The sequence below is a fragment of the Moorena sp. SIO3H5 genome (genome assembly GCF_010692395.1).
GTDB lineage: Bacteria > Cyanobacteriota > Cyanobacteriia > Cyanobacteriales > Coleofasciculaceae > Moorena.
This window is the reverse complement of sequence record NZ_JAAHHS010000313.1, coordinates 1-9218: the sequence shown is the minus strand read 5'-3', so window position 1 is coordinate 9218 and position 9218 is coordinate 1. Positions and strand designations below refer to the sequence as shown.

General features: G+C 42.6%; 8 protein-coding genes. 6 read left to right on the top strand and 2 right to left on the bottom strand.

Annotation, left to right across the window (positions count from 1 at the left end; genetic code table 11):
* Positions 1–1287 (bottom strand): ABC transporter substrate-binding protein (locus F6K52_RS26480; protein WP_293085322.1); only part of this gene is annotated, 1287 nt, incomplete at its 3' end.
* A gap of 1014 nt (positions 1288–2301) precedes the next feature.
* Between F6K52_RS26480 and F6K52_RS26475 the strand changes: the two genes are divergently transcribed.
* The 5 genes from F6K52_RS26475 to F6K52_RS26460 all read left to right on the top strand — a co-directional run bounded on the left by F6K52_RS26475 (position 2302) and on the right by F6K52_RS26460 (position 6253).
* Positions 2302–3879, top strand: coding sequence for a mechanosensitive ion channel family protein (locus F6K52_RS26475; RefSeq protein WP_293085319.1), 1578 nt, complete (start codon positions 2302–2304; stop codon positions 3877–3879).
* A 668-nt stretch (positions 3880–4547) separates the two neighbouring features.
* A complete protein-coding gene (locus tag F6K52_RS26470) occupies positions 4548–5114 on the top strand; it encodes a nicotinate-nucleotide adenylyltransferase (protein ID WP_293085316.1) in 567 nt (188 codons plus the stop codon).
* Positions 5111–5485 carry a hypothetical protein gene (locus F6K52_RS37090; protein WP_364419795.1) on the top strand — a complete coding sequence of 125 codons (375 nt, stop codon included), beginning with the start codon at positions 5111–5113 and terminating at the stop codon, positions 5483–5485. The genes F6K52_RS26470 and F6K52_RS37090 overlap by 4 nt, the downstream gene beginning before the upstream one ends.
* A 49-nt stretch (positions 5486–5534) precedes the next feature.
* Positions 5535–5768 (top strand): hypothetical protein, encoded by a 234-nt coding sequence (locus F6K52_RS37085; RefSeq protein ID WP_364419792.1) that lies wholly within the window; start codon positions 5535–5537, stop codon positions 5766–5768.
* Between the two features lie 119 nt (positions 5769–5887).
* Entirely contained in the window at positions 5888–6253 is a 366-nt protein-coding gene (locus F6K52_RS26460; RefSeq protein ID WP_008179375.1) for a response regulator, read from the top strand.
* Positions 6254–6517: 264 nt separating this feature from the next.
* Here F6K52_RS26460 and F6K52_RS26455 read toward each other — a convergent pair whose 3' ends face one another.
* On the bottom strand, positions 6518–6700 hold the full coding sequence (locus F6K52_RS26455; protein ID WP_075905373.1) for a hypothetical protein: 183 nt from the start codon (positions 6698–6700) through the stop codon (positions 6518–6520).
* Positions 6701–7154: 454 nt separating this feature from the next.
* Between F6K52_RS26455 and F6K52_RS26450 the strand changes: the two genes are divergently transcribed.
* Positions 7155–9035, top strand: a complete 1881-nt coding sequence (locus tag F6K52_RS26450) for an NAD+ synthase (RefSeq protein WP_293085326.1) — start codon at positions 7155–7157, stop codon at positions 9033–9035.
* The last annotated feature ends 183 nt before the right edge of the window (positions 9036–9218 follow it).

Genomic DNA, 9218 nt, shown 5'->3' with positions numbered 1-9218 from the left:
CTTTACAATTTCACCACTGTCGAGCTGTTCATCCAGATTAGCAACAGCCCGTAAGTCCGGGATTATTTGCAGCTGGCTAAAGGCTGAAATAAACTTTCTTCTATCAAAAACACCCACAAAAAGTGGTGCTACTGCATTTCCGTAATAGTCAAAATAAATATTTCTGGTTGCCCCCTTGAAGGCCGTTTCTTGGCTATTAATACTTGCTAAGCTATCTTTGAGCATTAAACGGTCTTTAGGTAAATCGTTCCAGGTAATATCAGAGCGTTTAATGGCCTCAACAATGGCTGTTGCCGCATCATAATAGCAAGTTGCCACCCATCCTGGCGCTTGTTTGTAATTCTTTTCAAATTCGTTTCTGAACTGTTGACCGCCATCATCAGAAATGTCAAAAATAATCGGAGCTATGGCATAAATTCCATTGGTAAAAAAGCCTGGTTCATCCATCTCCTCTGGGGAGTCTTCAAACCGTTGCCCCAGGGATATTTCTGCTAAAGAGTCACCGCCAAAAATAGGGAAATCCATCCCAGAACTCTTGATTTTGGCAATTAATCCAGCCACTTGATTGCGATTCGCTGTCATCACAATCACTCCTGGGTCTTTCCCGCTATTTTTTAAAGCCAATAAATCTTGATAAATCGTTTCTATGGCTTGGTCTGTATCATCCCCTAATACCCACTTACTGACTACTTCTCCCCCTAACTCCTGAAACGTTTCTTCAACAGTCTTACCCAAGGTCAAGCCATAAGTGCTGGGGCTGTAAACTAGGCTAATCTTGGAAGATCCCAGAATCTTGTTGATATAATTCGCGATAAAAGTACCCTGAGCACTGTTAGAAAAAATGGTGCGAAAATACCAACTGTTCGATTGGGTGACCCCATCAGCAGTAGCTGAGCCGGTCACCGCAGGAATCTTATGGTCTTGATAAACTTCGCCAGCAACCGTAGATACCCCACTACTGTAATGACCAATCACTGCGATCGCATTTGATTGAGCAATCTTCTGAGCAACCTGCTGTGCCACATCCGGATTGCCTTGGTCATCATAAACCTCAAGCTTAAACTTTTTCCCCTTAACACCGCCAGCCTTGTTAACTTGGTTAATGTAAAGTTGAGCACCGTCTACCATTGCTCTGCCTGAGCGTTGTGCTGATTCACTAGCATTGCTTAACGGAGCTGCGATCGCAATGGTTATCCTCTCTTTGTATCCCTGGAAGGTATCGATTGCTACAACTGTACCGAAGGCAAGCAGTACGATAGATACTAATAGGATGGCTTTTTTTAGCATATATCACCTGATCAGTTGAATAGTCACAGATTACAGGTTACAGGTTACAGCTTGAAAGTTACAGGTTAGAGGTTGAACGCGCACGCGTTCAACCTTACCTGGCTTCATGACTCAGCAATCACGCCCTTGCTGCAATGGCGGCGATTAAGGCTTTCTAAAAACCACTAATTAGAACTGTCAATAACATCATTGAAAATAGGATAAAGGCTTATTAACAATGACCAATGACCAATGAGTAATAGGCTGAAGTCTAGGGAATTCAACGTTTTTCCAATCAACCCTGCCTAAAAAAAACAAAACATTCCTTAGGACTTTTATGATCAAGTAGTTGGCAATTTTATCAATATTTTTTTATTTGATTCTCTCTCTTTAATCTCTTATATCTATTACTTATTGTTAAGATAGCGGTTTTCATATTTATGAGGTAGACAGGATTTTTTCCCTATGCCCTATGCCCTATGCCCTATGCCCTATGACCTATTCCCTGTAATAGCGCATAGGGCAATTGCTTTAGGTAGTATCATCAGGGTGATGACGGAGACTTCCGTGCTATAAATTGGATAAACTAATAACTCATAACCATTCAGCGCTCAGCCCCTCAGCAGTCAGCTTTGGAAAGGTTAATTTCTATTGCTCTGATCTGAATATTGGCTTGTCCAGGTTTAGATACCTGTTTAATCGTTTCATTAAATAAAATAATAATTGTGAAGCCTAAGTAAAAATAGGAAAAAATAATTAAAACATATAACTAAAAAATTGTGAAAAAACTGTGAAAATAACCTCAAGGGATGATCTGATCTCAAGTTGTGCTCAAATGGCGCAGATCGACCTAGGCGTCTCCTGTTCATGGAACACTGTCCTTGAAAAACGTTTTGAAACCTTCATGAACTTCTAGCTATGAGGCGTTGGATCAACCTTGCTGTAGTGGTATCAATTTAATTGTAGTTAAGAATATAATTTATATTTAATAAGTAAAGTATTGTATTATACTGAAAGATTGAGCTGATTTGTTAAGTGAACAACATAATTATTATCTTGGCTGAAGTCAGCCTGGTCATCGTAGTTTTCTATCTAGTCAACTTGCTGGTGGGTATACTATTCAAGCAACTGATCACAGTTGCTTGGTTCCAAAAGGTGAACAGCAATGCTAAAAACCTCCGCCGGAACCTCCAGGCGCTGATCGTTATCTGTTGTATAGCGCTATGCCTTGTAATTGTTGGTGGCAACGGTTGGCTGATCTATCGCGGGAAAGACATCAAGGAATACACACTCGGGTTAGTCAGCAATATTCCCAAAGGATTCTGGATAACCCTTGGCACTGGGTTAGGTAAATGCATCTGCCTTCTGATGCTAGTTGCCTTCGCCATCAAACCCTTGCAGCGTTTCCTCAACTATGGCTGTGTTTGGGCAAAGAAACTAGAAAAAATCACTGCTAGTGATGAAAGCATTGAGGATTTGTTCAGTTACTTAACCAAAATCCTTACCAGTGGACTCTGGCTGCTTTCCCTAATCTGGTGTACCCAGTTTCTGAAAGTGCCAGAATCCACAGCTAAGTATCTGTACGTTCTTCTGAACATCTATCTGATTATTGGAATCGGGTTGCTGATTCTAAGATCGGTCGTCATCATTATCGATAGCATAGACACCCTGATTCTTGAATACTCTAGTCCTGAAAATAGCCTGCGATTATATAACAATCTTAGGCATCTGGTTCCTTTTTTTAAGCGGTGCCTAGAATATGTAATCTATGTTAGTATGGCCACCCTGGTGGTTGAGCAGATAGAGATAATTGCTAACTTAGCCACCTATGGATCGAAAGTTGTCAAAATTATCGGTATCATATCCCTGAGTCGTGGCTTGATCGTGATCGCCAATTTGTTCCTCCAAGAAGCACTGCTTAGGTCCCCGAAGCTGACTGATGTGCAGCGAAAGAAGCGGTTAACGATTATTCCCGTACTAGAGAGTTTACTGAAGTACTTGATTTACTTTGGTTCCGGTATATTGATCCTCAATACCATAGAAATTGATGCCACCCCAATCTTAGCGGGGGCTGGAATTGTGGGGTTAGCGGTTGGTCTTGGGGCACAGAATCTCATTAACGATATGGTTAGTGGATTCTTTATCCTTTTTGAAAACTACTACCTGGTAGGTGACTATATCCAGACAGGGGACGCGGAGGGCATTGTAGAGGCGATTGAACTGAGAACCACACGTATTCGACACTTCAATGGTCAAATGTATATTATTCGGAACGGGGATATTGGCTCAATTACCAACTACTCCAAGGACTATATCTATGCTGTGGTGGAAGTTGGCGTAGAATATGATGCTGACCTGGATCATGTGTACAGGGTGATCGAAAAGGTGGGACACCAGTTAAAAGAGAAGTATTCCGAGGTACTTGAACCGACCAAGGTGGATGGAATCGAGGACTTTGGGGATTTTGATCTGTCCATAAGAACCGTTACCAAAGTTAAACCAGGAAAGCACCGCCTGATTAAGCTAGTGCTTCGTAAAATGATCAAGGATTTCTTTGACCAGGAGGGAATTGAATTAAACGCTCAGGATCCGGTGTTTATTTTGAAACAATAGGGTTGAAACAAGCAAAGCCCGTGGCGATAGTGCTACGCGCACGCTGCGCGAACGAGGTGAGATCGCAGCAGTTAATAGAGCGGTTAAAACTCCCACAGTTTCAGGGGCGTTGCACTTTTACAGAGATGATTTGTGGTGGGATGGAAGAGATGAAACAGCTGGAAGAGGGGTAAGTAAGCTGTCAGGCATCTACATCAAGCATATATCGGTCGCATCTACATCTAATTGATTTATAAATTGAATCAGCAAGGGCATGTTAAATAGGGGACAGCTTAGTAGGGTGCTTTATTAACTCACCTTACTCAAGGGAGTTCCTGGATCAGTCGTGATCAGTTGGAGTTCTCAGGCTCTATCCATTGTACCGACTGTCATGCCCCCTAGTTGAAGGACTTTTGTCGATCAACTAGGGGGCTATCACCATTGGTATCAGGTCTCAAGCAAATAAGCTATATATAGCGTGTAGCAGTTGAAGCGTTCGCTCGATTGCGGGACGCGCGTCCATCGCATTCTGTTTCCTTTGATTGTACCCTAAGCCGTGGCGCGTTTAAATTTTATAATTCTGAAGCTAAAACCCAAGGCTCAGCTTAGATCCCTTTTCACGCACTAGATGCTGAAGAGCAAACCTAATCTCAAACCCCTTTGAGCTTTTAACTAACTTTTAACTAACTATGGTCAATATTGCCCTGTTTGGTACCAGTGCAGATCCCCCAACTTGTGCTCATCAAGCCATTCTCCAGTGGCTATCCCATCACTATCACCAAGTGGTGGTTTGGGCCTCAGATAATCCATTCAAGTCTCATCAGACCACCCTCGAACAACGTTCCCACATGCTCAAGTTACTGATTGAGGAGATTGACCCGTATAAAAATCCGATCCGTGTCAGCCCCGACTTAAGTAGCCCGAGAACCGTGGAAACCATAGCACTAGTTAAACAGCGCTGGGGATTACAGACAAACTTGACTCTGGTGATTGGTACTGATTTAGTCCGTCAGATGCCCCGTTGGTATCAAATTGAACAATTGTTAAAACAAGTACAGTTGCTGGTGATACCTCGTTCAGGATATGGAGTAGATCAGGATAGTTTAGAAAAGTTGAAGCATCTAGGAGCACAATTAGCGATCGCTAATATTACGGTACCATCAGTTTCCTCTACAGCGTATCGTGAGAATGGTGATACAACAGCACTGACTCCTCTGGTTAAGGACTATATCCATCAAGAGCAGTTGTACCAATGACCCAAAGCAGCAATATAAAGGTCAAACTACCAGCTCTAGCCAACGTCCAGGTCGGGGCCCGTCATGTGATTTTTTCCGTCTATACCCAACAAAGCCGCCTTTTGGTATTCCAAGAGGAAGCCTTTCTTGGTAAATGGAGTTTACCAGGAACCTTGGTGTGGCACGGAGAATCATTAGACCATGCTGCCGATTGGATTTGGGCAGAGAAAATTCGAGTTAACAACGTGTACCTAGAGCAACTGTACACTTTCGGAGAAGTAGGTCATTATCCAGCAGAATTGGTTAGGGTCGAGGTTACCTATAACCACCACTACGCCATGGGTTACCTATCCGTCAGTTACTTTGCCCTAGTGGGACGCTTAAGAAGCTAAATTCAACACAGATCATGTCAGTGGTATTGCCTGGTATTCCATCGAGCATGTGCCGCAGCTCGCCTTTGACCATAATCAAATTTCGGACTATGGTTATCGGCATTTGCGCAACAAATTGGCAAACAATCCTGTCTCCTTTGAGGTGTTCCGAGATGTATTTACCCTAAATAATATCTATACTATTTATCAACTGTACACTACAGTTTTTTGGAAAAATCTCTCGGATTATTATAATTTTAGCCGTCGTCTTTTAAAGCTATTATTCCTGGGTGACACTAGTTGATAATTGTCTGACGGGAGCAGGTGAACCCTGAAAATTTTACCGCTTTGATGCGGAGGCATATGCTCGTTTAAAGGATAAACCGTTGGTATTTATGTAGCAATGAAAAAACATCTGTAATTGTGGTTCAGAAAATCCTATTCATTGAGGATGACGATTTCAATCGAGAAGTTATCACTGAATACCTTCAGTTGCAAGGGTATGACGTTTGCGCTTTACCCCATGGGTTAACCATTAAACGAGACCTCGCCGACTTTCAACCTGACTTGATTCTGCTGGATCTCAAATTACCAGAAGTTGATGGCTTTACCTTGATCGAAAAACTCAAGAAATCCCAATGGGCAACAATCCCTATAGTTATCCTTTCTGCCTACTCCTTCCCAGCAGACAAAAAGCGAGCTCTAAGACTAGGGGCTCGTCGTTATCTAGTCAAACCAGCGCTTCTCAGAGAAATAGAACAAGCCATAGAGGAAGAAATAACCAATTGATATCCAGTCAGCTTTTTTTGTTATTTGTCTTCACAGCCACAAGGTTGAGCCGCCTGCCAAACACTCTTGTGGTATACAATACCAATGTTACCAGATTTTACCAGATATCATACGAGTTTAAAGTCTTAGGCAGGACTTACGCAAAACTAGGTTACAAACTCGTTTAAGTAGTAGGCTTCGTTAAGAACACACCCTACAAATAGGGTTGTTACGTAAGTTTTGTTAGGGAAATCATTGACATTAATTTTATCATCAGTCATGGAATTAGTTTTTTTGATTCTGCTGTAGGATAAATTCCTCAACGATTTCGCTCAGGTTCTCTATAGAGCGTCCCATCTTAGCAATTTTTGCTTCTGTCTGAGACAGTCCGAGAACTGCATTTTGAAGTTGGTTGGCTAGACTTTGAATCTCTTCTCGATAACGGTTTTCGAGTTCTTCTACGTTCATGATTTATTTCTGATTACTTAATCTACACTATCAAGGATTAGGTTTGCGTTAGGGTTTACGTTTACGTTTGCGTTTATGTTTACTTTCGTTAAAAATTTATAATTAATTTATAATTACCTATCAAAAAAATAATATATTAATAACAATGAAATTCTTGGAATGACATCCATAGCTGATTATAAAAATTAGAAATTGTTAAAATTTATTTGTGACCATAAATTCATCAAATCCATCAGCCGTAAGCTTTGGAGTTGATTTACTAACTTATTCAAAAACTAAAACTACTCAATCAATACAAAAAAAGCTAATCATGAAACCGTTACTTTTTATATAAAAACAAAAAAACACAAAACGATATCAACTGTATATTTTCGCCTTTAATTACTAACCAAACCCAGATTACTAAAGATTGTGTGAAGTAGATGGCATAAACTATAAAAAACAAGCAAAAATGATGAAGATTGCGATCGCTCAACTCAACCCCACCATTGGTGATATTACAGGTAACGCTCAACAGATTCTTGAAATAGCCAAAACTGCTGCGAGTCAGGATGTGCGTCTGTTGCTGACACCAGAATTATCCTTGTGTGGCTATCCACCACGAGATTTGCTGCTCAATCCCAAGTTTCGAGAATCGATGACTACACAAGTGCAACAACTAGCTCAGCAGCTACCATTGTCTCTAGCTGTTTTGGTCGGCACAGTAACATGGAATACCAAAGCAGAGCTTGCTGGTGGCAAACCTTTATATAACAGCATTGCTCTACTAGAGGGGGGAAAAGTAAGGCAGATTTTTCACAAGCGACTCTTGCCCACCTATGATGTTTTCGATGAAAACCGCTACTTTGAACCAGGACGGGAGAGTAATTCCTTCACCATTGATGACCAGCCATCAGCAATCACAACTGAGAATGGCCACTCCCCAATTAAAATAGGTGTTACCATTTGCGAAGACTTGTGGAACGATGAAGAGTTTTGGGGCAAACGCAGCTATCAAGTCAATCCAATCACAGATTTAGTTCAACAGGGTGTAGACCTAGTGGTAAACCTGTCCGCCTCACCCTATAGCGCAGGTAAACAGAAAACTCGGGAAGCAATGTTGCGCCATAGCGCTAGCCGTTACCATACACCTATCCTCTACGCCAATCAGCTAGGAGGCAATGATGACCTGATATTTGATGGGTGTAGTGTAGCATTTAATCAGGGTGGTGAGATGCTATGTCGCGCCCGTGCCTTTGAAACAGACTTAGTCATTGTGGAATATGACCGAGAAACACAGGATCTCGTCACCCCACCAGAAACAACAATACAGTCTCCACCATCGGCAGCAATAGCACCAGCCCCAGCCAGCCTAGACGAAGAAATTTGGTCAGCCTTAGTCCTAGGAGTCCGGGATTACACCCGTAAGTGTGGTTTTAAAAAAGTCGTAATTGGTTTGAGTGGTGGGATTGATTCTGCTCTTGTGGCTGCTATTGCCACCGCCGCCTTAGGACCAGAGAATGTCTTGGGGATTCTCATGCCTTCTCCCTACAGTTCTGACCACTCCGTCAAAGATGCTCTCTCTTTAGCACAAAACCTAGGTATTAAGACTCACACCCTAGCAATTGGTTCCTTGATGGAAGGGTTTGACCAAACCTTAGCCTCTCTATTTGCCGGAACAGAGTTCGGTGTGGCTGAAGAGAATATTCAATCCCGAATTCGGGGCAGCTTACTGATGGCGATCGCTAATAAATTTGGCTATCTCCTGCTCTCTACTGGCAACAAGTCAGAGATGGCAGTGGGTTACTGTACCCTCTATGGTGATATGAATGGTGGATTAGCTGTAATTGCCGATGTTCCCAAAACCCGAGTCTACTCCCTATGTCGGTGGCTAAATTCTAGGGCAGAGGAGTCCCAGGTTAATCAGAAGTTGCAGGTTAGTACGCTAAATGTTGAACCTTCAGACTCCTATTCTAAGCTTCAAGCTGATCAGCTTCAACCTGGTAACCTAAGCGACTCGAACGCCAAAGGGGAACAACCTTTAAGCGAAACAGAAATTATTCCTTCTAACATTCTAATCAAGCCCCCTAGCGCTGAATTAAAACCTGGTCAAGTAGACCAAGATTCCTTGCCATCCTACGATATCCTAGATGATATTCTGGAGCGACTGATCCACCAGCACCAAGCCCCGGAGCAAATTATTGATGCAGGTCATCAGCCTGAAGTGGTTAACAAAATCATCCGACTAGTCGCTCGTGTTGAATTTAAGCGCCGACAAGCTCCGCCAGGCTTAAAGGTTACTGACCGCGCCTTTGGTACTGGCTGGCGGATGCCAATTGCTAGTCGTTGGCTATAGTATTATAGCGGTTTTCAATTGGGTGAGGTACACAATTTGATGATTTTAGGGAACAGCGGATCTGGGAACAGCGGATCTGGGAACAGAGAAGAGGCAAGAGGCAAGAGGCAAGAGGAACCCACCCCTAACCCCTCCCAGGAGGGGAAGGCAAGAGGCAAGAGGAATCCCCCCTAACCCCCCGCG

Excerpts from the sequence above, each read along its gene's own strand:
- F6K52_RS26470 (WP_293085316.1), top strand. The coding sequence starts at position 4,548 with ATGGTCAATATTGCCCTGTTTGGTACCAGTGCAGATCCCCCAACTTGT.
- F6K52_RS26450 (WP_293085326.1), top strand. The coding sequence starts at position 7,155 with ATGAAGATTGCGATCGCTCAACTCAACCCCACCATTGGTGATATTACA.
- F6K52_RS26455 (WP_075905373.1), bottom strand. The coding sequence starts at position 6,700 with ATGAACGTAGAAGAACTCGAAAACCGTTATCGAGAAGAGATTCAAAGT.
- F6K52_RS37090 (WP_364419795.1), top strand. The coding sequence starts at position 5,111 with ATGACCCAAAGCAGCAATATAAAGGTCAAACTACCAGCTCTAGCCAAC.